The organism is Glaciimonas sp. GG7, from assembly GCF_052976905.1.
The window spans coordinates 1-23310 of the sequence record NZ_JBRIIQ010000065.1 but is presented as its reverse complement, the minus strand read 5'-3'; the positions used below and the strand labels follow the sequence as shown (position 1 = coordinate 23310).

The following is a 23310-nucleotide window of genomic DNA, read 5'->3' as shown; positions in this document are numbered from 1 at the left end:
CAGTCGGTGATAGCTTCTCTAAGCGCCCGGTTCATCGAGCACGAATCGATGTTTTAACAAACTCTCCGACGACACAAAAGTCGTCCCTTCTTTGGTCGGCCAATGCGGCCATAAAGACACCCCCAATACTTGCGCAATGCCGCCTGCCATGCTGTTAGTGGTATAGGCCCAATACATATCGCGCAGACCCAATTCCTGCAAAACGGCAACGCGTTTGCCAACCAATCCGGCAGCAGCCAGACGCGCCCTGTCGGCGGCTAATGCAAGCTGCACACTCTGCCTCACCTTTTCCCCGGCGACACTCCGCCCGGTGATCGCGGCAAACTTGTCAAATATCTTCAGCGTATGGTCAAGCTGATTGACGTTGATATCAGTGGCGTTGAAATTGAACAGCACGGTGGGCGCAATACGGGCAAAGGCATCGAATAAGGCGGCGTGGCGAAACGTGACGCCGACGATCAAATCCGGCTTCAGGCGCGCGATGGCTTCCAGACTGGGTTGCTGACGTGTGCCGATATTGACGACGTGCGTAAACCGCGCATTGTCATAGCCGATCCAGTCGCGATAGCGATCCGGATCAACCATCCCGACCGGGGTCAGATCGAGGGCGGCCAGCGATTCTGCGAATAGAAATTCAAGCACCACAATGCGCCTGGGATGCTCTGGCAAGACGGCGCTGCGCATGCCGATTACCTCTGATGCATGGACCTGCCCGGCCAACATCAACATCCATAAAATGGTGCAAACGATGCGTCTCATTTCTTCGCATCCAATTGCACTGCCAATTCGGATGCGTCCAGCGTTAATAGCAAAGGGCAACTTGTGCAGAGTATTTCCTCCCCGGGTAATTGGTTACGCAAGCAGCAAATACGCCGCACCCGCATGGGGTCCGGCAATTGTGGTGAGGCCGGTTGGCGATACCGAATCGCGTGATGCAAGGGATTCGGTTGACTGGTTTCAAAGAACGCCTGGCGCTCGAAGAGATAGGCGATTTCGTGCGCGACTTTTTTCTCGGCAGCGATGGTCGATAAGGCGTATTCGAGCGTGTGGCCGACGTTGCTCCACAAGACCCGCTGGGGGATTTTGGCTACTGTTGAGAAGGCGGCAATTTGCGGGGCCAGATGTTCCATGCACAAGGATCGATAGCGTATTGCCGGATCTGCGCTGACAGTACCAAGCGCATCAGCCGGTAAATAGAGGGCGTGCGGCATGCCGTTACGCAACACCAACGTGCTGGTGTCCAGTGCCATGTTGAGCGGACGATGGAGGATGCGAGCGGCGACGACCACGGCGGGAATCACCAGGCTGAAATAGTATTTGCTCCATTGCGAAAATAATGCACGCCTGTCGTCGCCAGCGTAGTACTCCTGCATCGCCGCCAGTAGTATGGGCAGATGATCGATCACCGTAGCGGCTGGTATGACCATGCTGCACGTTTTATGCTCAGGATGCGGCCCCAACCATACGTTTTTGCATTGCCCGGCGAATTGTGAGGGGACGAGTTCGGCCAGACACGTCGGCGCTAATACGTGGTTGGTACTGCCGAGATTGACGTCGCCTTTGACACGCTCATGCACACGCTTATCCATTGATACTCTCCATGTCAGGCACCGGCTACACGCTTGCGACGGCGCAACGCCAGCATACTCAGCAAGTACGGCGCGCCGATCAGTGCGGTCATCACGCCAGCGGGGATTTCAATTGGGGCTAACAGACTGCGCCCTAAAACGTCAGCCAGACCAAGCAGCAGTGCGCCCAATAGTATCGCCATCGGCAAGCGCTGCCGATGTGGATGAAAGCCGAGCATGCGCGCCAGATGCGGCGTCATCAAACCAACAAAAGCAACCGGCCCCACCACGGCGACGGCGGCGCAGGTCAGTAGCGTTGCCAGCAGCATGGCGACTAAACGCAGACGTGCCACCGGTACGCCTAGCGCTGCGGCACTTTGCTCGCCCAGCGCCAGCAAATCCAACGGTCGGGCTAACCAATACACCATCGGTATGCTCAACAACAACCACGGCAGCAATGACGCCGCATCAACGGCGCTGCGGCCATAAGTGCCGCCCACCAGCCAGACCAGAAAGCGCGCTTGTTGGACGCTGTTTTCGACGATCAGCCATTGCGAGAGCGCCGCACACATCGCTCCTAAAGCAATGCCGGTTAGCGCCACTGGCAGTGGCGCTAAACGATGGCGTCGGTTCAGCAGCAGCGTGATAGCAAGAATGATTGCGCCCCCTGCCAGAGCCGCACCAAACATCATCGGGCGCGAAACCAACGGTGCCACTACTAACGCCAACAACACCGCCAGCCCTGCCCCTTGGGTAATGCCCAGTACTTCCGGCCCGGCCAGTGGATTGCGCACCACGCTTTGCAGCAATGTCCCGCTGGCTGCCAATAACGCACCGGCGAGCATGGCAGTCAGTACGCGCGAGAGCCGCATGTCGATGAGCATGCCAGCGATGGCATCGTGCCCGTTGGCGGCATCCCACCAACGCAGCGGGGTCAGCCATGTATCGCCGTAGGCGACGGCAAAACTTGCCAGTGCCAATAACAGGCCGCCGCACACGAACAAGCCGGTTCGAAAGGACAAATGGAAGCGCTGCTCGCCACGGACTTCGGACTCTGCGCCAGCGAGCATGCGCTTGCGATGGATTAATAGCAGCAACAACGGCGTGCCGATGATGGCAATCATGACGCCGGTGGAGAGGGTTGCGTCGAGCTTGAGTGCTAACACAAAGCTGTCTGCTGCCAGCAAAATCAAGCCGCCCCATAAGGCCGATAGCGGTGCCAACAGATGCAGCCGATGTATGCCTGCGGCACGCATCAAATTGGGCGCGATCAATCCGACAAAGCCCATCGGTCCGGCCACACTGACGGCCGCAGCGGCAAACATCGTGGCAGCAAACATGGTGACAAACCGGATGGGCTGCAATGGCACGCCTAGCATGCGTGCGGCATCATCGCCCAGTGTGCTGACTTCTAACGGGCGCAATAACCACGGCAATACGGCCACAGGCACGATCATCCAGAGCATCACGGTGATCAATCCGGCGGCCCCCGGCTGATACAGCACACCGTTGCTCCAGAGTGCGACGCTGGCGATATCGTCTTCAAAAATCGTCAACAGCATCATCGTGATGGCGGAAAAAAATAGCGAGCAGGCGGTACCGGCAATGATTAATTGCAAGGCCGAGACGCGCCAGCCGCCAGCGGTGAGCATCGCCAGTGTAGCGGCCAATAAACCGCAGCAGAACAACAGCGGCACGCTGGCCACGCCGCCCAGCGCAGGCAGCATGATGGCAGCGAATACGCCTAACTGTGCGCCACCGGTCACACCCAACAGATCCGGCGCGGCCAGTGGATTGCGGGTGAGTGCCTGAAATAAAGTGCCCGACAAACCCAGCGCTGCGCCCGCAACCAACGCCGCCAATACCCGCGGCAGACGCAACTCAAACAACAGCAGATGCGCGATCTGCGCATCGGGTGTTCCGGCATCGGCTTGCAGCAGCGCGTTGATATCGGGCCATAACCGCAGTCCAGCGAGTATGAAGACGCTTAGCACGCCAACGACGGCGAGCCAGCTTGCCCGGCTCTTTGCGCACAATAGCGGTATCGCTCTCTGGGTAATCACTGCACTCATGCAACGTACTTTTCTGCGTCGACAGTTGCCGCGGAAACCGAGCGATAGGATGGCAAACAGACCGGCTCGCCTGTTTCAGGATGGTTGAGCCGCAGCATTGGCAGGCCGAACGTTTCTGACAAGAAGATCGGATTGATCATGGCCTCGGGCGTGCCTTGATGCAAAATCTGCCCGGCGCGCATGAGGACGATGTGGTCGCTAAAAGCGGCGGCTTGATTGAGCTCGTGCAAGACCCACACTATCGTCAGGCCGCGCTCCCGGTTGAGATCACGCAACGCACGTAATACATCGATCTGATGATGGATATCTAAATACGTTGTCGGTTCATCGAGCAGCAAAATACCGCATTCTTGCGCTAACGCCATGGCGACCCAGGCACGTTGCCGCTCGCCGCCGGAGAGCGCGGTGACTTGCCGTTCGGCGTAGTCTTGCAGGCCGGTGGCAGATAAGGCATCGGTCACCGCTGCGCGGTCGGCGCTGGTTGCGCCTGAGAAAATCGATCCAAAAGCATAGCGGCCATAAGCGACCAATTCGGCAACCGTTAAGCCTTCGGGTATCTGGTTGAACTGGGCCAGCATGGTCAACGTCTGGGCGAGTTCGCGCCGTTTGTAGGACGCCAGCGCTCGACCGTTGACCTTGACCTGACCCTCGCTCACCGCTTGCAGGCCAGCCAGACTGCGTAGCAAGGTGCTCTTGCCGCAGCCGTTCGGTCCACACAGGGCGGTGATCTTGCCCGGTGCAATATCCAGACTGAGTCCTTTCAATACAGCGTGGTCCTGATAGGAGACTGAAATGTGATGCGCCGATAAGGCAGGAGAAATGGCAGAAAATGAAGAGGTCATGCGGTCCTGTTAAAAAACTGAGTAGTCCGGCTTACACGCTGCATACGCATTTGCAGCAGCGCGTAAGCGATCAGCGTTCGCCGTGCCCTTCGGCCATCGCGACCATCACTTTGCGCGGCCCTGTGAAAGGTGCACGGGCGTGGGCTGCGAGCATGTTGTCGAGCATGAGAACGTCGCCCTGTTGCCATGCAAACGCTATTGTGTGTTTTTCCAGAACCGCGCGCACATGGTCGAGTTCTGTATCGGCAATTGGACTGCCATCGCCGTAATACACATTGCGCGGCAAATTTTCTTCTCCGACGCTATCGAGCAAGATTTCACGCGTGTCGGCGTCGAGCGTGGAAATGTGAAATAAATGCGCCTGATTAAACCAGACCGACTCGCCCGTGACAGGATGCTGGCCGACGCCTTGGCAGCGCTGTGAAGTCCGCAGATCACCATCGTCGCTCCATTCAAATCCAATGTCATGCGCATGGCAATACGCTTCTACCTCTGCCGTACTGTCGGTGTTGAATACGCGCTGCCACGGCAAGTCGAGCCCGTTGCCGTAATTGCGCACATACAGCAAACCTTTATCAATAAAGCGCTGGCGAATCTCAGGGGCAATGTCGCGGTAGACCGCACGGCTATCGGCAATCGGGGTTTCGCCACCCAGTTGAGCGGCGACGTCGCAATAGAACCAGATTTTCATTGGCCATTCGCGGGTATAGGCTTGCTCGTTGTGGAGCGGAATATGTTGATGGGCGGGGTATTCGGTGGAGGTGTAAATGCCACCGCCAACCTTGCTGCGCGGGGTCGATCCGAATTCGTAATTGAGCAACGGATGACCAAACGACGCCGCAAAATGCTGAAATGCATCGGCCCCGCCTACGCCGAATCCGGTAAATAAAATCGCGCCGACTTCATGCAAATGCGTCTCTGTCATCGCATGCAACTGCGGCAAAAGATCGGCCACGCTGGCCCCCGGCGTCACCGGGCTGATTCTGAAGGGAAAACCGGCCTCAATACTGAGGCCGACTGTTTCGATTGCTTGTATTTGCATCTTAAATAGCTCCTGGGATGTAGTCGCGCTCTGGTTGATAGTGAAGGAGCCGCCAGCGCTCTACTAGATAGTTTGCGCAGCAAGGTGTTGCCGCAGGCTTAATGGACGCAAATCAATCCACACCTGCTCGATATGCACGAGGCAAGCTTGCTTGTTGCCGCTAAAACCAGTTGCGCGCCATCCTGGGGGCATCTCTTTGTAATCGGGCCAGATGGAATACTGCTCTTCATCATTAGCCACTACCCGGAAAATCGTGTCTGTGCTGTCAAAACTCATAGAAAAACTCCTGAAATCTGCGCAGCAAATGGCCGCCCAATACGCTAGAGACGTGTGATGGCGCTTTTTTTTTAAGCCCAATAAGTTAAGCACGATAGGCTAATGGCGGCTCGGCCAGTATTGCACGCGCTCCTTGTACACAATTGAGACAGTGATTCGTCGCATCGCGCACCATAAAATGCACCAAGGTTTGCGATACCTGCAATATGCCCGCCGTTTCCTTGAGCGTGCAGTCGCCAATGCGCACCATCTCAAATGCCACACGCGTGCGCGCAGGCAAGGTCGCCAGTGCGTCCGAGATGTGTTGCAACAAATCATGCAGAATCACATGCGCCTCCGGACCGGCATCAGGCGAAGGCACGTCATAGCCCTCTTCTTCATTGATGTAATGACCGCGCTCAAAGGTACGACGGCGGTAATGATCAATCGCCAGATTACGTACCATGCGCATCAAATACGCCAATGGTTGACGCACCTTCTCAACCGGCACGTTCTCACTGACTTTAATAAATACGTCTTGCACAACATCCTCAGCACGCCCCCGACAACCGGTAATCCCGGTCGCAATATTGACTAGCAAATGTCGATTTTGAATGAGTACTGAACCTACTTCCGCATTGTTATCCGAGGCCTCAGGCTGCCGTGTCGTATTCATTTTTAGTCCTATCTGAAATTAGTGACGCATGGCAACTATATCGTAAATAAGAATCATTCTCGATAAAGATGCAAAATACATCATAATTTTCATATGGATTTATGAATAATATTTCTATTAACGTTTTGCCAGCGCGTACATCGGCAGTCAATTGACATGCCGCATTAGCGCAAAAACCGGTCGTTCGGCTAACAGTCACTTACCCCCGTTACCCCCTATCATGGGATACCATGCGCGCACAGATTCCAAGGTGTAGGACAACAAAATGGCGCAATGATGGATACATCAAGACAAACTCCAACAACCGCGCCACCACGCCAGCAATGGCAAAAATGAAAGATGAGGAAAACATGCATTGGTTCTATTTAGGTATCGCTATCGTTGCAGAAGTCATCGCCACCAGTGCCTTAAAGGCAAGCAACGAATTCACCCGATTGATGCCCTCCGCCATCGTCATCGTCGGTTACCTGGTTGCGTTTTACTTCCTATCGCTAACGCTACGCTCTCTACCCGTCGCAGTCGTGTATGCGATGTGGTCAGGGGTTGGAATCGCACTCATCGCACTCATCGGCTGGCTGGTGTTCAAACAAACATTGGATACAGCAGCGATAACCGGTATCGGCTTAATCGTCGCCGGCGTGGTGGTGCTCAATGTGTTTTCCAAATCAGTGGCGCATTGACGGGAGAGCCCTAATCAGGGCATGTTGATATTTAAAATATGCACACCAGACAAACCGTTTGAACTGGAATAGACACGAAGGCCTGTATCGAAGAATCACCACCGTATGCATATACTTCGATACCCCCTCACGGGCTACTCAGTACGAACGGATTTTCTTGAATTCCACGTCTCACGACCAGGAAAAATCGGAGAGCAAGAATCAACAAAGGTTACGGGTATGCCGTTGACCTTACAGGCGTAGCCACCTTTGACGTTGTAGTTGTTTTTGAAGTGGCAGTTGACCTACCCCGTCATTTGACGCTGCCACATTTTCCTGCCGCCAGACGGATCAGGCTGAGGACATGTTTGAGCCGCAGGCGAGTTGGTCCTCAGACCCGGCTGGCGGCAGGAAAATGTGGGGACTCGGAGGCCAGCGGCATCTGCGGTCGCCTTTTCTTTGGTTACTTTCTTTTGGAAGCAAAAGAAAGTGACCGGCTGTCGGGCCGCCCCCGACAAGCATCAACGGAGTAGCAAACGCATTCAATAACCGACGACCGAAATAGCAACAACGGAGCACATACCGTTTCAATGTTCAACAACCGAACAAACTCCTAACCAACCGCTAACGGTTTGAAATGCCCCAAACTACGCTCAACCTGCTGCGCACAAGCCCGCGCCGCTTCAAGCAATTGATGCTCATGCGATTTAGTAGCACGACGGCCAATAACCGAAACATGAATCGCAGCAGCCAAGTCACCACTGGCATGACGAATCGGAATCGCATATCCGACCACCCCATCAACAGCCTCTTCCTCACTCTTGGCATACCCCTGCGTACGAATACGTTGATATTCAGCTTCCAGCGCTAACGGATCGGTGATGGTATTGACGGTCAGTTTTTTCAACGGCCCAGCCAGCGCTTTAGCAGCAAGGCGCGGATCATGGGCAGCAAACAACTTGCCAGTAGCGGTGCAATGCAAGGACAGCCGCTCACCCAAACGAATATCGAGCGAGATGCGTTGCGTACCCATGCAGCGGTCAACATAAAACACCCGCTGCCCCATATTCATACCGAGATAAACGTCGTCACCGATGACCTTTGCCAAGTCTTGCAAATGACGACGTGCAAGCGGGCGCACGTCGAGCGACGCCACGGTAGACAAAGCAATACCGACGACCCGCGGGCCGATCGAATAGCGCAAGTCTTCGGTCACTGTCAGTACTTCGGCTGCGACCATCGTTTGCAACATATTGTGGACGCTGCTGACAGGCAGGCCGAGGGCTTCTTTAATTTCAGTGAGGCGTAAGCCGTCTTTAAAGCGGACTAACAGGTCAAGCACATCGAAGGTACGCAGATAGCGGTCGGGACTCATAAAACACCTTACAAAACGGGGTTGCAGATCTTGACGCAGATGGCGCCAGAAGATGCTATTTGGCCAGAAAATTATTGAATTTCGAATTTTCGAAAAATATTATAGCAACATTTATGCCCGTCAAACTGCATCAAACTGATGCAGTTTGACTTCATCCCCTGTCCTCATCCATGAGGGATAAGGACCTGCGTATTGAATACTTACTTAACGTATTGCTGATAGTCACTATATTTGCCATACGCCTTAAAACGTTTAGCGTCGTAGTCATAGCTATACGGCCGCAACGCAACCATCCCGAGGTGATTGTCGCTGGTGTAGCTTAAGGGTGAAGACACACCGTGGGTATCGACCTGAAAGCCTTTGTTCATGGCAGCAACCAAGGCTGCACGGGTGGGTTCTTTGCCAGTCAGGGCGATGGCGTCTGCGACTAGTTGCCCGACGACCCATCCGCCGGTGAAATTAACGTTGCTTTTCAGGTCTGCGAAACCGTATTTATCCGCCGCCGCCACTAAGTCCTTGATACCAGCGGAGTCGTCGATATCACCGGGGGTGAAGCAACTGACAAAATAATAATTACGTCCGGCATCAGCGCCGAGCGCATCGTAGATATTCGGCGTGCCGAGTTGGGTGATCGAAAAAGTTGGAATTTTTAAGCCGTATTGCTGCATGGTGCGCATCAACAAAATAGTCGGGGTCGGCACGCCGTAGACTGTGACCACATCCGGCTTCATCGCCATGACGGCCATGACTTGCGCGGTCAGATCGGCAGCACCGATCTTGATCGGGAAGGCCTGTGAAGTACCGCCGTATTTGTGTACTTCTGCATCGATGTATTCGGCATACTCCTTGCCGCCGGCGACATCCATGTGCACGGTTGCTACCTTGATGCCTTTAACTTTCAGTTTGTCAGCAAAAAATCCGACCCCGACTTGCGCCATTTGTTTGAACCCGCAATAGCCGTTATAGAACATCGGCGTGGCCGGTTCAATGGCGGCTTTGGTGACGGCAAAAGTGCCTACGATGGGTACTTTTCCGCGTCGAATGGAGGGCATTAAAGCGACCTGTGCGCTGGAATTGCCAAGGCCGGAAATGCCCAGTACCGGGGTCTGGCTGTTAAGTTTTTCATAGGCGATGCGGTCTTGCGTCGGGTCGTAGCGAGTGTCCTCGACCAGCAAATTAATTTTGCGTCCGTTGATGCCGCCAGACTCGTTGACTTTGCGCATATACGCCTGTATCCCTCTGACCCAAGGCACTTGCGAGGCAGCTCCCGTGCCGCTCATATCCATGATGACGCCCCAATCGATCCGATCTGCGTAGACGCCATCATTGGGTTCATCGAAGGCGTACGCGCTCATGGTCAGGGTGGCGATGGCTACGATGGCGCTCAGTTTTCCTGGTTTTACGATATGGGCGCTAAGGGTTGTTGTCGTATTGCGAGTGATACGGTTCATTTTGTCTCCGTCGGGTGGTCACACAGTCACACATTTCGTCACGATCGTTATTGGTTTTGTATACCCAACACAACCAACACAATAATTCGAAATATAGAAATATATTTTTTGATTTCGAAAATCATACTACATAATAATTCTGGCACCGCATTGTTTTTTACTTATGCATTCTGCGTTTATTACTGCCCAAACAAGATCCCCCTGCTATGCACCACAGTAAGTCTTCCCCTTAATCAGAGGTGCTGAGGGTTGCTACTTTCAAGGAAATAGTTCTGTGGTAATATTTTCGAAATTAAAAAATATATTTCCATATTTGGAAAAACAAAATAATTCACTCAACCGCCGCCAAGAAATCCAACTAAAGCGCACACACCCATTCAACTAAAGGAAACACGCATGACTATCTCTTCAAATATGGCTCCGCACATCCTGACCGAACGGTTGGCGTTGGTCACGGGCGCAGGCCAGGGCAATGGCCGAGCAATCGCCATCGGACTGGCGAAGGCTGGCGCACGCGTCATCGTGACCGACATTAATCCGGAAGGCATCACGCAAGTCGCCGCCGAAATTTGCGCCGCTGGCGGTCAGGCCTGGGCGCATGTGCTCGATGTCACGTCAGCCGCAGCCTGTGTCGCGTTGGCGCAAAAACTCACCGCAGAAATCGGCCACGTCGATGTGCTGGTCAACAATGCTGGCATCCTGATCCGCGAAGGGATAGACAGTCCGCGTGTTCTTACCAATCTGCAACGGATGATGGATGTCAATCTCAACGGCGCTTTCTACATCACGCACGCGTTACTGCCATCATTGCGCGCAACCAAGGGATCGATCATTAACATCGCCTCCATCGCCGCCTTTGCCGGACAACCTGGCAGCATGGGGTACTCGCCCTCCAAAGGCGCCATCAAACTGCTGACCCAATCACTGGCCGTTGAATTGGCTAAAGACGGCATCCGCGTCAACGCCATCGCGCCGGGCTTGATTGAAACACCGATGACGATAGACTCGCGCGGCAATCCTGAAACATTGAATAAATTCATGCTCAGAACACCGATGGGACGGGTAGGACAAGCTGAGGAACTGGTGGGGCCGGTAGTGTTTTTGGCCTCGGAGATGGCGAGTTATGTTACGGGGATTACATTGCCTGTGGATGGCGGGTTTTTGGCGGCGTGATATCGGTGGCTGTTTGGTACAAAAGGATGCAGACTTACGCAAGCCCGCATCCGTTGGGCAACTGGACTGAAGGGGGATGGAGCCAACGAACTCCAACCCGGTTTTCAGTATTTATCTCTTAAGCTAACAACCATTGACCATGACGTTTAAGTTGGTCATGCATGGCGTCAGGCGCTAAATCAAGCTCACCTGGCCAGGTCACCACACCATCGACCACCATCACTCGTCAGAACTCAGACTGGTCACACAAATGAGAAAATACGCCACGAAAAAATGTCGGCATGAATATCACCACTCCCTCCACACCATCGTTAAAGCGAACCAGAATAGTGAATTTGCCAGTTAATTTGACTTCAGTAACATCCCATTCCATAACGCTCTACTCCAAAGGTGCAATCGGTTTAGGAGTCTGCATGTCTTGACAAAGCTGCCAATCATCCAGCAACGCATTTTGGTGTAATTGAGCCCAGTCAAGTACCAGACTCAAGGCCCGCCGGGGCAACTTTCCAACTATAAGTACCAATTCTTTGATGTCAATCACAGCCTTAAATTGAGCATACTTCACATGAAAATGGGGCGGCGAATGATCTTCGAAAAACATTTGAATTAATAAATCATAAAACGCGCTAATCGTCGGCATATTTTTCTTTTTTGAATCAGATGTCGTACAACATCTCCATTAAAAACCCACGATTATTAGCTATAAATATGAATTTTGGAAAGTGCAGTCTAAACATTCAACACAAACCCCCGATAATCCTGCGCTGCAATCTCATCACACTCTTTCCGATACACCCCGATTTTTGCCACATACGGCATAAACACCCTCGGCTTCCCCGGAATATTCGCCCCTAAAAACCATGAATTCGCCAGTGGAAACAAGGTCTTGTCAGCAGCCGCATTCACGTGCGCGACCCAATCCTGCTCGGCTGGCGCACCGGCCTCGATGGTTGCTAACTTGCGCTCATCCAGATACGCGATACATGCGCTGATCCATTCGACATGCTGCTCGATGCCGACCACCATATTGACCAGCACGGACGGGCTGCCAGCGCCGGTGATGATGAACATATTGGGAAACCCGCAAGTCATCAATCCCAGATACGTGCGCGGACCGGCTGCCCATTTATCGACTAGCTTCAATCCGTCTCTGCCACGGATATCAATATTGAGCAGCGCGCCTGTCAATGCGTCGTAACCGGTGGCGCAGACCAGCGCGTCGAGCGCATGCACGGTGTCACCGCAATGCACACCAGCGGCGCTGACTTGAGTGATCGGGGTGTTCTTTAGATCGACTAATTTGACGTTGGTGCGGTTATAGGTTTCGTAATAACCGGTATCGACGCAAATACGTTTAGTACCTAGCGGATGATCGGTGGGACAGAGCATGGCAGCGACTGCCGGGTCTTTTACGATGCCGCGAATTCTGGCGCGGACGAAGTCGGCGATGGTGTCGTTGGCGGCCTTGTCTGTCATCACGTCTTGAAACGCGTGGACGAAATTAACGCCGCCTTTGTTCCAGCGCCGTTGGTACTCTTGCGTGCGCTCGTCATCGCTTACTTGCAGGGCTGATTTATCAGAAAATTCATACAGCGTGCCGACCTCACGAGCGCGGCTGCGGTGTTGGTGGTAGACGCTTTTCCATTCTTGCTGGATGGCAGGTTTGAGGGCTTCGTTCCATCCGGGAATGGAGAAATTGGCGGTGCGTTGGAATACGGTCAGTTGTTCAACCTGACGTGCGAGTGCCGGGATTGCCTGAATGCCGGATGAGCCGGTGCCGATGACGCCCACGCGTTGGCCTTGAAAATCGACACCTTCATGAGGCCATGCGCCAGTGTGGTAGATCTTGCCGGTGAAATTTTCCAGACCTGGAATATCGGGGAGTCTGGTAGCGGACAAGGAGCCGCTGGCCATGACGCAGAAACGCCCGATTGTCTTTACGCCTGTCGCGCTGAATAATTCCCAGCGGTTGGTTGTTTCGTTGAAGGTTGCTGTTGCAATGCGTGTATTGAATGCGATATCGCGGCGTAGATCGAAGCGGTCGGCTACGTGCATGATGTAGCGCAGGATTTCTGGCTGAGCTGCGTATTTTTCGGTCCAGGTCCATTCTTGTTCTAATTCTGATGAAAACGAATAGGAGTATTGGAGGCTTTCTACGTCGCAGCGGGCACCGGGGTAGCGGTTCCAGTACCAGACGCCGCCGACGTCTTGGGCGGTTTCGAATACGTGGGCTGACAGGCCCATTGTGCGGGCTTGTTGGAGCATGTGGAGGCCGGCGAAACCTGCGCCTATGATGAGGATGTCGTATTCTTTGGCGTCTTGGTGGTGCTGCTGCGGCTGATCGGAATTTGGCATGTTGGTTGTCTCTTGTTAGTTTTATTGAAGTTGTTCTGATTGTGTTCGGTCGTCGTTATTGAATACGTTTGCTACTCCGTTGATGCTTGTCGGGGGCGGCCCGACAGCCGGTCACTTTTTCTTGCTTCGCCAAGAAAAAGTAACCAAAAAGAAGGCGACCGCAAATGCCGCTGCCCTCCGGGTCCCCAAATTTTCCTGCCGCCAGACGGATCAGGCTGATGACATGTTTGAGCGCAGCGAGTTGGTCATCAGACCCGGCTGGTGGCAGGAAAATTTGGCAGCGTCATATGACGGGGTAGGTCAACTGCCACTTCAAAAACAACTGCCACTTCAAAAGCAACTTCAACTGTGGCTGCGCCTGCAACTTCAAAAGCAACTTCAACATCAACCTCTCCGCCGCTTATAGAGTGAGGAAACCCTTCATCAAAAAGGCTGCTGCTTTTGACGTTGACCTACCCCGTCATATGATGCTGCCAAATTTTTCAGCCGCCCGTCGGGAATTGTCTGAGGACATGTTTGAGCGCAGCGAGTTGGTCCTCAGACCCGACGGGTGGCTGGAAAATTTGGGAACCCGCAGGGCAGCAGCATTTGCGGTCGCCTTCTTTTTGGTGTCTTTTTCTTGGCGAAGCAAGAAAAAGTGACCGGCTGCCGGGCCGCCCCCGGCTAGCATCAACGGAGTAAAAAACGCATTAAATACCGACGCCCCCAAAATCCCCAACGGAGTACAAACAATGACAATAACCATCAACCAAACACACTAAACAACCTCCTCCACCTCACTCCCCAAATAAGCCTTAATCACAGCAGCATCCCCCTGCACCTCACACGGCGTCCCCTCCGCAATCTTCCGCCCAAAATCAAGCACAACAATCTTGTCCGAGATATCCATAATCACCGGAATATCATGCTCAACAATCAAAAAACTCACCCCATATTCATCCCGCACCCGCAAAATCAATTCCGTCATAGCACTCTTCTCAGCACTACTCATCCCGGCCATAGGCTCATCCAACAACACCAGCCGCGCCTTTTGCATCAACGCCCGTGCAAACTCCACTTGCTTCTGACGCCCATAAGGAAGCTCCCCAGGCAACACATCCGCAATATCTGGCATCCCCAAAAACGCCAACACATCGGTCGCAGCAGCCAACGCATCACGCTGCTCAACCCGCGCCTGCCGACTCCTCAACGCACCGGCAAGCAAACCTGACGAACCTTGCCGATAAGCGCCGACCAGCAAGTTATCCATCACAGTCAACCCACCAAACAACGCCAGATTCTGAAACGTACGCGCCACGCCATGCCGCGATACGCGATGCGCGGCCTGACCGGTGATATCAACACCATCAAAGACAACCCGACCTGCGGTTGGCCGATACATACCGGTGATGCAGTTAAACAAAGTGGTCTTGCCCGCGCCGTTGGGGCCGATCAGCGATGTAATTTCGCCTGCTTGTGCGGTAAACGAAACATCATCCAACGCGCTCAATCCCTGAAAGCGCATTTGCAATGCCGTGATGTCTAACAATACGGCGCTCATGCTGCAACCTCGGCACGCTGACTGCCTAAATAGGATTCTTTCACCAATGCATTTGCCGCGACTTCACTAGCCAGGCCGGAGAGCACGATGCGACCTCGTTCTAACACATAGGCGGTGCTGGCAAAACGCAGCGCCAGACGCGCATTTTGTTCGACCACCAGCATCGATGTGCCTAGCGTGTCGCCGACAATTTTTAACTGCTGATAAATCGATTCCACTATTAAGGGTGCCAGGCCCAGCGACAATTCATCGACCAGCAATAAGCGTGGCCCGGCCACTAACGCCCGGCCCAACGCCAGCATTTGCTGCTCACCGCCTGAGAGCCAGCCAGCGGCTTGCGTACGGCGCTCCAACAGACGAGGAAAGAGTTGATAGACCGCTTCCATCCTTTCACGCACTGCTGCACGCGGCAAGATGGCCGCGCCGACCGCGAGATTTTCTTCAACGCTTAATTGCTTGAACACCAGCCTGCCTTCCGGCACTTGGGCCATACCGAGGCGCACCAGCCGATGCGCGGCTAGGCCGAGAATGTCCGTACCATTGAAATGGATACTGCCGCTCGTCACCGCGCCGCCATGCACGCCTAGCAAACCGGTAATGGCGCGAATCAAGGTGGTTTTGCCAGCGCCATTTGCCCCTAGCAAGGCGACGATGCTGCCACTCGGCAAGGCCAGACTGACATCGTCAAGTGCCAGCCCCTTGCGTGCATAGGCGACAGACAGGTTATCGACACGTAAGATTATTTCCATGCTGCTCTCCACCATGCAAGATCACGTCTACGCAGTTGCAGCCCCAAGCCTGCCATGCCGCCGGGTGCAAAAATCAGCAACACCACCACCAGCAAGCCAAACACCAGATTGACTAATTGCGGTTTGCTATTAAGCAAAAACTGACCAATTTCTCCCGACCCTGCCCCTGCATGCGTGGCAAAGCCGGTAATGACGGCAGGCAGCAGCAGCCATACCGCCGCCCCCGCCACGGAACCGGCTAGCGAGCCCATGCCGCCGATGATGATCATGGCGATAAATTGGATCGCAAAGTTGATGCTGAAAAACTCCGCCGTCACATTGGTCATGTAATACGCATACACGGCACCGGCCATCGCGGCAATCGCCGAGCTGAAAGCGAATGCTTTCAAGCGCAGGATGCGCACGTCTATGCCTGCGGCGGTGGCGGCCAGTTCATGGTCACGCATCGCCATCAAAGCGCGACCTTCACGCGAGCGCATGGTGTTGCGTAGACAGAAATAGACCACGGCGACCAAGGGCAGCAAAAAGAAATACCAGCGCAATGCAGAGTCCAGCGCAATCGGGCCGATTCGCGCTTCATTGAAGGGAATCCCGACTACATCGAAAAATTTATATTGGTATTCGGCCAGCAAGAACACCACGATGAAATGCAGCGCCAATGTGGAGAGTACAAAATACAAACCGCGCACCCGTAGCGAAGGCAAGCCTGCGATCACGCCAGCCACAGCACCGGCGACGCCAGCGGCGACCAACACCAAGGGAAACGGCCAGCCCCATTGCGTGCCCGTGACAGCAGCAGCCATCGCGCCGACGGCATAAAAAGCACCGTGGCCGATAGAAATCAAACCCGCGCAACCGGTCAGATAATTCAGCGATAGCGCACCCAGAATCGCAATCAAGGTCAGATTCAGTTGGGTAAGGCCAATGTTAAGCAATTGCAGATTCGAGAGTCGGATACCGAAGATGGCACGCTGATCGAGCACCACCGGCAAATAACACAGCACGGCGATGACGACTATCAGACGGACCCAGCGCCACGGAAAAACCGGCGCAGGAATCGGCATAGGGGTTGTCAGCGTAGATGTCGGAATCGTCATCGCTTTACACCCGCCCAAGTTCACGTTGACCGAACAAGCCCCAAGGCCTGACCAGCAAGATCATCAGCAGCGGCGCATAAATCAAAATATCACGCGCTTTGGGCGAGATATAGCCGGAGCCGAACTGCTCAATGAGGCCAACTAACAAACCGCCGACAACCGCGCCGGGGATGCTTTGCAAGCCGCCGATGACTACCGCTGGCAAGGCTAGCAAACCGATGGTTTCCAGGTCCACTGTGGCGACCTGCAGTTGTCCGAGAAAGACGCCGCCGATGGCTGCTAACACGCTGCCGATCGCCCACGCCAGCGCGTTGATGCGATTGACGTTAATGCCCGACACCAGCGCCGCTTCATGACTATCGGCTGTGGCGCGCATGAGCAAACCGGCTGAGGTGAACTTGAAAAATGCACCGACGCCGCCCATGCAGGCCCAGCTCACCAGCGCGGCTGTTAAATGCAATTCGGAGATGCGCACGCCGCCGACCAGAAAACTACCCGTTGGCAATGGCGTGGTTAATGAACGCGCTTGCGGCCCGTAAATCAATTCGATCATCGCCCGCAGCACAATGGCCAGCGCAATCGTGATCATGATCACGGGCAGCAACGGACGGCCTGCCAACGGACGGATTAACAAGGCGTGAATCACAGCACCAAGCAACGCTGCGACCACAACGATGAACACCACCGCCAACGGAAACGGCAAACCAAGTTGGCTGCTCGCCGTGACCGCCAGAAAAGCGCCGCACACCATCAACATGCCCTGCGCAAAATTAAACACGCCGGTGGCTTTAAAAATGACGGCAAACCCGAGTGCCACCAGGCCGTAGATACTGCCCAGCGCCAAACCGCTGAAAAGAATTTGTGCAAACATTATTTAACGTCCTTTTGATAGTCGCTGTATTTGCCGTAAGCCTTGAAGCGTTTGGCGTCGTAATCGTAGTTATAGGGCCGTAACTGAACGAGTCCGAGATGATTCTCGCTGGTGTATTTGAGTTGCGAAGACAGACCTTTGGTATCGACTTCAAAGCCTTTGGCAAGCGCTGCCACCAATGCTGCGCGGGTCGGCTCGGGACCGGCTTTAGCGATGGCTTCGGCGGCTAGCTGACCGACGACCCAGCCGGCGACGTAATTGATATCGTTCTTGAGCGCGCCATTGCCATATTTGTCGGACAGGGCTGCCATTTCCTTGATCGCGCCCGGCTCGTCAATGTCGCCCGGTGTGAAGCAACTGACGAAATAATAGTTACTGCCGGTCTTGGGGCCGAGCGCCTCGTACACACCCGGCGTGCCGAGATAGGTGATAGCGAAGGTGGGAATGGTGAGGCCATATTGCTGCATCGCGCGCATCAATAAAATCGCGGTCGTCGGTACGCCGTGGATGGCGACGAAATCCGGTTTCATCTTGATGATTTCTAACACTTGCGCGGTGGCGTCGGCGGCGGCGACCTTGATCTGAATCGACTGCGACGCGCCACCACGCTGCGTCACCGCTTCGTCAATGTAGGCCGCATATTCCTTGCCGGAGGCGACATCGAGATTGACGACGGCGACTTTTGGCGCTTTCAGTTTGAGCTTGTCGGAAAAAAAGTCCACACCGACTTGGGCCATTTCACGGAATCCGCAAAAGGAGCCATAAAACAATGGCGAGGCAGGAATCACCGCTGCCTTAGTGGTGACATAAGTGCCGATCACGGGCACCTTGCCGCGCCGGATCGCGCTTGCCAAGGCGACTTGCGCACTTGAATTGCCGACGCCTGAAATGCCCAGCACCGGCGTTTGACTGACCAATTTTTCATAGGCGACGCGGTCGAGCGATGCATCGTAGCGGGTATCTTCAGCCAGCACGTTGATCTTGCGTCCCAGAATACCGCCGCTGTCGTTGACTTTGTGCATATACGCCTGAAAGCCTCTGACCCACGGCAATTGCGCCGCAGAGGCCGGGCCGCTCATGTCCATCATCAGGCCCCAGTCGATGCGGTCTGCGTAGACGCCGTCGTTTTCTTGCTCGAAGGCGTGGGCGCTGAGGGTCAGGCTGGTGATTGCCAGGCCGAGTGCGAACTTGCGGGCGTGGGGGCGTAAGTTAATGTGTAGTGTTTTCATTTTTTGTCTCCTGGGTCGCTTATCTGGAGCACAAGCCGTATGAACAGCTTATGCAGGCAAGTCGTTTTACTATTTTTATATATTTTTGTATATTTTCGAAATATCGAAATTAAATCTTTATTTTCGGAAAATATAGCACGGAACAATGCCGCAACAATAACGATTTTTATATTTACCAATATGCAATAGTAATAACTGACCTGACAGGTGGTCTTGACTGAGAGAATATCAACGAGTAGGATTAAATCCTATTCAATTAATGGAGATGGACCATGCGCTCAACACAACAATTCAGCATTACTTTGCCAAATGAGATGGCCGATATTGTAAAAACCAAGGTTGCAACCGGGGAATATGCGACCGAAAGTGAAGTCATCAGGGACGGGCTACGCGTGCTGATGGCACGCGACAAGGCTATGGATAATTGGCTGCAACACACAGTCGGACCAGCTTATGACGCACTCAAGGCTGACCCGGCACGGGCGGTTAGCGTCGCCCAAGTACGCGCCACCCTCGCAGCCGAACATAAGAGAACCTTGAAAAAAGAGCAAGAATGAGGAGATACAACGTTATATTCACCCCAGAAGCACAACAGCAACTGGTAGCGTTGTATCGTTACATTGCGGTCGCAGCTTCTTCTGAAATTGCAGAGCGCTATACCGATACTATCGTCACGTATTGTGAAAGCTTGCAGTATTTCCCTCAGTGCGGAGTCTGTCACGATGAGATACGCCCTAACTTGCGTATCACGCATTACAAAAAGCGCACCATAATCGCCTTTTCTGTGGAAGCCGAAGACATATCAATCATCGGTATTTTCTATGGCGGCCAGGATTACAAGACTGCATTGCAATACGATTTGGACGACTAATCACAACGCCGCCCCACCATCCATCGCCACCTCAGACCCGGTCATATACAAACTATCGTCAGACAACAGAAACAACACCAGTTTGGCGATTTCTTCCTTGGTTCCCAGACGTTTCATCGGTACTTGCTGCACCCGCCGCAGATTTTCTTCGCGGCTGCGCACGTTGAGCATGTCGGTGTCAATCGGCCCGGGATGGACGGAATTGACGCGGATATTACGGTCGGCCAGTTCCAATGCAGCGGCCTTGGTCATGCCGCGCACTGCCCATTTGCTGGCGGTGTAGGCGATAGAGTTCGGCGCGCTGCGCAAGGCGACGGTGGACGACATATTCACGATCGCGCCGCTGCCGGTTTCTTCAAAAGCGCCAATCACAGCGCGCATGCCAAGAAAAGTACCGAGCTGGTTGACGCGCATATGGCGCTCAAACTGGGCAGTATCGGTATCGATCAGCGGCAGCGGTGTGTAGACCCCGGCATTATTGACTAGCCCATGTAACTTACCCATGCCACGCGCTACAGCGACGGCGGCGTCCCATTGCGCTTCGGAAGTCACATCGAGCGGCTGAAAAATACAGGCGTCGCCTAATTCTTGCGCCAGTGCGTGGCCTTCTTCTAGCAATACGTCGGCGATGACGACCTTTGCGCCCTCCGCCACTAACAAGCGCGCCTGAGCAGTACCCAGACCGCGTGCGCCGCCGGAAATTAAAAATACTCTATCGGTGAATCGGGTTAATTCGCGGGTCATATTGACTTTCTTTATTTGCTGAATGTAAAACCGCGGTAAGCATCGGCGACAACCTCGTTGCAGATCGCGCTGTAATTGGCAAAGCCGCCTGCATACGGCAAGAACACTTGCGGCTTGCCGGGAACGTTGGCACCCATGAACCAGGATTTGGTGCCGGGGAAGAGCGTATTTGAAGCCACTTCATTGACGTGTGCGACCCAATCGTTTTCGGCGCTGACTTCTGCTTCGGCTACGCTTTGCGCTTGCGCTTGCATGCTGGTGATACAAGCAGCAATCCAGTTCACATGCTGTTCGATGGAGACGACAACGTTGGTCAATATCGACGGACTGCCGGGGCCGGTGATGAAGAACAAATTGGGGAAACCAGCCGTCATCAAACCCAGATACGTGCGCGGTCCTGCGGCCCATTTATCTTTGAGCGCTACACCCTTTTTGCCACGGATATCGATGCGGTCGATTGCACCGGTGACGGCGTCATAGCCGGTGGCAAAGACGATGCTGTCAAGCGCATAGGTGGCCGCACCAGTGCTGATGCCATCCGGCACGATGGCCTCAATTGGCGTAGCGCGGATGTCGACCAAGCTGACGTGGGCTTGATTGAAGGTCTGGTAATAATCGGTATCGACACAAATCCGCTTGGTCCCAATCGCATGATCGTTGGGCGTGAGCATGGCGGCCAGTGCAGCATCTTTGACCGTGGCTTGAATTTTATTGCGCACGAACTGAGCGGCGCTGTCGTTGGCGCTACGGTTGGTAAAGATGTCATTGAAGGCATGCGTGTAGTTGGCACCGCCGCGTTGCCAGCGGCGCTCATATTCAAGCTCACGCTCGGCAGGAGCGACGTCGCTGCTGGCACGAGTACTGTATTCATACAAAATCCCGGAGCGAGTTTGAAGCGCTTTTTGGCGATGCGCGGCGTAGTCGGATTTCCATCGTTGCTGCTCATCGTCTGCAAGTGGCCGGTTCCAGGCCGGAATGCTGAAATTCGGCGTGCGCTGGAAGACGACTAATTTACTGGCCTGACGCGCAATCACAGGAATGGTCTGGATACCGGACGAGCCGGTGCCGATCACGCCGACCCGCTGACCGCTGAAATCGACCGGCGTATGCGGCCAGTTTCCGGTGTGATAAATAGTGCCCTTGAAACTGTCGAGTCCGGGCAGTTCAGGCATTCTGGCAGCCGACAAACAACCGGCGGCGGTGATCAGGAAGCGGGCTTGCAACGTATCGCCCTGCTCGGTGGTGACGCGCCAGCGTTGGCTATCGGCGTCGTACACGGCGCTGACGACTTTGGTTTCAAAGGCGATATCGCTGCGCAAAGCGAAACGGTCCGCCACATGGTTGAGGTAACGCAGAATCTCGTCTTGCTGCGGGTAACGTTCGGTCCATATCCATTCTTGCTGTAGTTGCTCTGAGAACGAGTAGGAATACTGCATGCTCTCGACGTCACAGCGTGCGCCGGGGTAGCGGTTCCAATACCAGGTGCCCCCCACGCCTTGACCGGCTTCGCACACTCGCGTTGTTAAGCCCAACTGGCGCAAGCGATACAACATATAGAGTCCGGCAAAACCCGCACCGACGACGACGACATCGACCTCGGTGGCAGGCGCTGTTTGAGTAGGGATCATGGAAATCACTTTTTAATGTAGTGCAAATTAGTGACGACAATTAGTGACAAAAAGTCGCAACAAAGATGCAAATGACAGTGCGACTGTTGACGCATTGAATGCGGCTCACTATACTTTAAATTCGAAATTATTTTCGTTAATTCGAAACAGGATGACATTAATGACGATGCAAACCCTCGCACAAGCGCTGGCAACAACCGGACGGCGCACCCGACAAACGCCGCAGTTCACAGGCTTTATTACCGATCTGATCGTGCCCAATGAAGACAGCGTCAAGGGCGCGAACACGGCGCGCCCTCAGGCGTTTCTGGTTGAGCAGACACCCGACTGGACTCTGCCTACCCATTTTCATGCGCAACATCAGTTTCAGGTATTTGTTGCCGGCAGCGGATCGCTGGGCAAGCATGCGGTCGAACAACTGGGGATTCATTACGCGTCGCCCTACTCGGCCTATGGACCGCTATTGTCCGGCGCGCAAGGCGTGTCTTATCTGACGCTGCGGCTGATCGGCGACACCGGCGCATGGTATTTACCGGAAGCACGCCCGCACTTGCCGTTGCGGATTAAGAAACAGCAAGTCCACGCAGCGCCTGGCGCAACAGCATTAACACCTGCGCTGACGACACTGGATACCGCACTCGAAGAAATCTTGATTACGCCCGAGGAAAGCGGACTAGCCGCGTGGTTAATACGTTTACCACCACATCAAAAAATCCCGGCACCAGCCTGCGGCGCGCATAACGGCGGGCGTTTTTATGTCGTCACACAGGGCGCATTGTTGGTCGATGGTATGGCGTTGACCGGGCTGGCAACATTATTCGTTGCACGTGATCAGGTGCAAGATGTGGAAGCTGGGGCGGCGGGTCTTGAGTTGCTGATATTGCAGTTTCCAGAGGCTGCGCTGGTCGGTGAAAAAGCAGCCCTGAAAGATGCAGTCCAAGTCTCCAACGAATAAACACGCAGCACTGGCGCAGCCACAGTTGACGTTGTTTTTGACGTGGCCGTTGCCGTTGCTTTTGAAGTGGCAGTTGACCTGCCCCGTCATATGACGCTGCCACATTTTCCTGCCGCCAGACGGATCAGGCTGAGGACATGTTTGAGCCAAAGGCGAGT

25 protein-coding genes are annotated in these 23310 nt (G+C 54.2%); 6 read left to right on the top strand and 19 right to left on the bottom strand.

Annotated features, from left to right (window positions below):
- Nucleotides 1-18: 18 nt before the first annotated feature.
- The 7 genes from ACVBEF_RS14665 to ACVBEF_RS14635 all read right to left on the bottom strand — a co-directional run bounded on the left by ACVBEF_RS14665 (nt 19) and on the right by ACVBEF_RS14635 (nt 6455).
- Nucleotides 19-759 carry an ABC transporter substrate-binding protein gene (locus ACVBEF_RS14665; protein ID WP_447124681.1) on the bottom strand — a complete coding sequence of 247 codons (741 nt, stop codon included), beginning with the start codon at nt 757-759 and terminating at the stop codon, nt 19-21.
- Entirely contained in the window at nt 756-1589 is an 834-nt protein-coding gene (fhuF, locus tag ACVBEF_RS14660) for a siderophore-iron reductase FhuF (RefSeq protein ID WP_447124680.1), read from the bottom strand. The genes ACVBEF_RS14665 and fhuF overlap by 4 nt, the downstream gene beginning before the upstream one ends.
- A 14-nt stretch (nt 1590-1603) precedes the next feature.
- Entirely contained in the window at nt 1604-3640 is a 2037-nt protein-coding gene (locus ACVBEF_RS14655; RefSeq protein ID WP_447124679.1) for an iron ABC transporter permease, read from the bottom strand.
- Nucleotides 3637-4482 carry an ABC transporter ATP-binding protein gene (locus ACVBEF_RS14650; RefSeq protein ID WP_447124678.1) on the bottom strand — a complete coding sequence of 282 codons (846 nt, stop codon included), beginning with the start codon at nt 4480-4482 and terminating at the stop codon, nt 3637-3639. Before ACVBEF_RS14650 ends, ACVBEF_RS14655 begins: the two co-directional genes overlap by 4 nt.
- Nucleotides 4483-4552: 70 nt before the next feature.
- Nucleotides 4553-5524: a TauD/TfdA family dioxygenase gene (locus ACVBEF_RS14645; RefSeq protein ID WP_447124677.1), complete on the bottom strand. Its 972-nt coding sequence runs from the start codon at nt 5522-5524 to the stop codon at nt 4553-4555.
- A 63-nt stretch (nt 5525-5587) separates the two neighbouring features.
- The gene (locus ACVBEF_RS14640) at nt 5588-5800 is read right to left on the bottom strand and encodes an MbtH family protein (protein WP_447124676.1); all 213 of its coding nucleotides are present in this window, start codon (nt 5798-5800) and stop codon (nt 5588-5590) included.
- Between the two features lie 85 nt (nt 5801-5885).
- On the bottom strand, nt 5886-6455 hold the full coding sequence (locus ACVBEF_RS14635) for an RNA polymerase factor sigma-70 (protein ID WP_447124675.1): 570 nt from the start codon (nt 6453-6455) through the stop codon (nt 5886-5888).
- A 350-nt stretch (nt 6456-6805) separates the two neighbouring features.
- Here ACVBEF_RS14635 and ACVBEF_RS14630 point away from each other — a divergent pair, with 350 nt between their 5' ends.
- The gene (locus ACVBEF_RS14630; protein ID WP_447124682.1) at nt 6806-7135 is read left to right on the top strand and encodes a DMT family transporter; all 330 of its coding nucleotides are present in this window, start codon (nt 6806-6808) and stop codon (nt 7133-7135) included.
- 592 nt (nt 7136-7727) lie between these two features.
- On the opposite strand, the gene ACVBEF_RS14625 is transcribed toward ACVBEF_RS14630, so the two are convergent.
- Together ACVBEF_RS14625 and ACVBEF_RS14620 are read right to left on the bottom strand one after the other, a co-directional pair.
- On the bottom strand, nt 7728-8489 hold the full coding sequence (locus tag ACVBEF_RS14625; RefSeq protein ID WP_447124674.1) for an IclR family transcriptional regulator: 762 nt from the start codon (nt 8487-8489) through the stop codon (nt 7728-7730).
- 200 nt (nt 8490-8689) lie between these two features.
- Nucleotides 8690-9940 (bottom strand): ABC transporter substrate-binding protein, encoded by a 1251-nt coding sequence (locus tag ACVBEF_RS14620; protein WP_447124673.1) that lies wholly within the window; start codon nt 9938-9940, stop codon nt 8690-8692.
- Between the two features lie 396 nt (nt 9941-10336).
- Here ACVBEF_RS14620 and ACVBEF_RS14615 point away from each other — a divergent pair, with 396 nt between their 5' ends.
- Entirely contained in the window at nt 10337-11113 is a 777-nt protein-coding gene (locus tag ACVBEF_RS14615; protein WP_447124672.1) for an SDR family NAD(P)-dependent oxidoreductase, read from the top strand.
- A 226-nt stretch (nt 11114-11339) separates the two neighbouring features.
- Here ACVBEF_RS14615 and ACVBEF_RS14610 read toward each other — a convergent pair whose 3' ends face one another.
- The 3 genes from ACVBEF_RS14610 to ACVBEF_RS14600 all read right to left on the bottom strand — a co-directional run bounded on the left by ACVBEF_RS14610 (nt 11340) and on the right by ACVBEF_RS14600 (nt 13468).
- Entirely contained in the window at nt 11340-11486 is a 147-nt protein-coding gene (locus ACVBEF_RS14610) for a hypothetical protein (protein ID WP_447124671.1), read from the bottom strand.
- A gap of 6 nt (nt 11487-11492) precedes the next feature.
- On the bottom strand, nt 11493-11753 hold the full coding sequence (locus ACVBEF_RS14605; protein WP_447124670.1) for a DUF4160 domain-containing protein: 261 nt from the start codon (nt 11751-11753) through the stop codon (nt 11493-11495).
- Between the two features lie 89 nt (nt 11754-11842).
- Nucleotides 11843-13468 (bottom strand): flavin-containing monooxygenase, encoded by a 1626-nt coding sequence (locus tag ACVBEF_RS14600; protein WP_447124669.1) that lies wholly within the window; start codon nt 13466-13468, stop codon nt 11843-11845.
- 58 nt (nt 13469-13526) lie between these two features.
- Here ACVBEF_RS14600 and ACVBEF_RS14595 point away from each other — a divergent pair, with 58 nt between their 5' ends.
- A complete protein-coding gene (locus ACVBEF_RS14595; protein WP_447124668.1) occupies nt 13527-13874 on the top strand; it encodes a hypothetical protein in 348 nt (115 codons plus the stop codon).
- Nucleotides 13875-14225: 351 nt separating this feature from the next.
- Here ACVBEF_RS14595 and ACVBEF_RS14590 read toward each other — a convergent pair whose 3' ends face one another.
- Genes ACVBEF_RS14590 through ACVBEF_RS14570 form a run of 5 tightly spaced genes read right to left on the bottom strand, consistent with a single transcriptional unit; the run spans nt 14226 to nt 18954 of the window.
- Nucleotides 14226-15008, bottom strand: coding sequence for an ABC transporter ATP-binding protein (locus ACVBEF_RS14590; protein WP_447124667.1), 783 nt, complete (start codon nt 15006-15008; stop codon nt 14226-14228).
- A complete protein-coding gene (locus ACVBEF_RS14585; RefSeq protein ID WP_447124666.1) occupies nt 15005-15757 on the bottom strand; it encodes an ABC transporter ATP-binding protein in 753 nt (250 codons plus the stop codon). The genes ACVBEF_RS14590 and ACVBEF_RS14585 overlap by 4 nt, the downstream gene beginning before the upstream one ends.
- Nucleotides 15748-16854 carry a branched-chain amino acid ABC transporter permease gene (locus ACVBEF_RS14580; RefSeq protein WP_447124665.1) on the bottom strand — a complete coding sequence of 369 codons (1107 nt, stop codon included), beginning with the start codon at nt 16852-16854 and terminating at the stop codon, nt 15748-15750. Before ACVBEF_RS14580 ends, ACVBEF_RS14585 begins: the two co-directional genes overlap by 10 nt.
- A 4-nt stretch (nt 16855-16858) precedes the next feature.
- Nucleotides 16859-17725, bottom strand: coding sequence for a branched-chain amino acid ABC transporter permease (locus tag ACVBEF_RS14575; RefSeq protein WP_447124664.1), 867 nt, complete (start codon nt 17723-17725; stop codon nt 16859-16861).
- Complete coding sequence (locus ACVBEF_RS14570; RefSeq protein ID WP_447124663.1) at nt 17725-18954, bottom strand: ABC transporter substrate-binding protein; 1230 nt, start codon at nt 18952-18954, stop codon at nt 17725-17727. The genes ACVBEF_RS14575 and ACVBEF_RS14570 overlap by 1 nt, the downstream gene beginning before the upstream one ends.
- Before the next feature lie 272 nt (nt 18955-19226).
- Here ACVBEF_RS14570 and ACVBEF_RS14565 point away from each other — a divergent pair, with 272 nt between their 5' ends.
- Entirely contained in the window at nt 19227-19511 is a 285-nt protein-coding gene (locus ACVBEF_RS14565) for a ribbon-helix-helix domain-containing protein (RefSeq protein ID WP_447124662.1), read from the top strand.
- The gene (locus tag ACVBEF_RS14560) at nt 19508-19825 is read left to right on the top strand and encodes a type II toxin-antitoxin system RelE/ParE family toxin (protein ID WP_447124661.1); all 318 of its coding nucleotides are present in this window, start codon (nt 19508-19510) and stop codon (nt 19823-19825) included. Before ACVBEF_RS14565 ends, ACVBEF_RS14560 begins: the two co-directional genes overlap by 4 nt.
- Here the strand turns inward: ACVBEF_RS14560 and ACVBEF_RS14555 are convergent, their stop codons facing one another.
- Both ACVBEF_RS14555 and ACVBEF_RS14550 read right to left on the bottom strand, forming a co-directional pair.
- Nucleotides 19826-20569, bottom strand: a complete 744-nt coding sequence (locus tag ACVBEF_RS14555; RefSeq protein ID WP_447124660.1) for an SDR family oxidoreductase — start codon at nt 20567-20569, stop codon at nt 19826-19828.
- An 11-nt stretch (nt 20570-20580) separates the two neighbouring features.
- Nucleotides 20581-22197 carry a flavin-containing monooxygenase gene (locus ACVBEF_RS14550; protein ID WP_447124659.1) on the bottom strand — a complete coding sequence of 539 codons (1617 nt, stop codon included), beginning with the start codon at nt 22195-22197 and terminating at the stop codon, nt 20581-20583.
- A 160-nt stretch (nt 22198-22357) separates the two neighbouring features.
- Between ACVBEF_RS14550 and ACVBEF_RS14545 the strand changes: the two genes are divergently transcribed.
- Entirely contained in the window at nt 22358-23152 is a 795-nt protein-coding gene (locus tag ACVBEF_RS14545; RefSeq protein ID WP_447124658.1) for a hypothetical protein, read from the top strand.
- Nucleotides 23153-23310: the final 158 nt, after the last annotated feature.